The 535-nt window shown below is 55.7% G+C and carries 1 protein-coding gene; it reads right to left on the minus strand.

The features are described 5' to 3' along the window. Positions 1-303: 303 nt before the first annotated feature. Positions 304-535, minus strand: a 232-nt coding sequence (locus tag ABD002_RS19595) for a hypothetical protein (RefSeq protein WP_343794309.1), incomplete at its 5' end; no start/stop codon positions are given.

Consider the following 535-nt stretch of genomic DNA (forward strand, 5'->3'; position numbering starts at 1 on the left):
GAGCCGGTCGAGACCCAGCTGGGCAACCGGTGTGCCAGCACCCGCTTGGGCCAACACCGATGCGCCATACGCTTTGTAGGTGATAAGCGCGTGCGTCTGTGCATCATAAGCAACAGCGTTGCTCGCCCACACCAAACTAACGATTTGGAATGCCATCCCCCGTATCCGCATCGATGATTCTCCTTTGGTGCTCGGCCCGAAATTCACCGGGACAAGCCGTGCAGCAGATAAAAGCTTATGGCCATCACCGTGGCCACGGCATCACGGAATTTTCCTGAATAGGTCTTACCAACGCATCGCAAGCTACTTTTCTTGACTCAACTGCGCTGCGGCTTTCGCATACATCTCCCGCTCGCTACTGCTATGCAAAACAGCGTCGATCATCACTTTGGAACTCGCATCCGTGGATTTTCCGAGAGCCTTTTGCATGCTTGCCTGCAAGGCGGTTGTCGCCTCGGGGTTCTCGCTGAGGGTCAAGAGTGAATCGCCATGCCTGAGTTGGGCCTTTGCAGCAGAGCAAAGTGTTCGCCGCTCA

It is taken from the genome of Dokdonella soli, assembly GCF_039523175.1.
In the GTDB taxonomy this organism is placed as follows: Bacteria; Pseudomonadota; Gammaproteobacteria; order Xanthomonadales; family Rhodanobacteraceae; genus Dokdonella_A; species Dokdonella_A soli.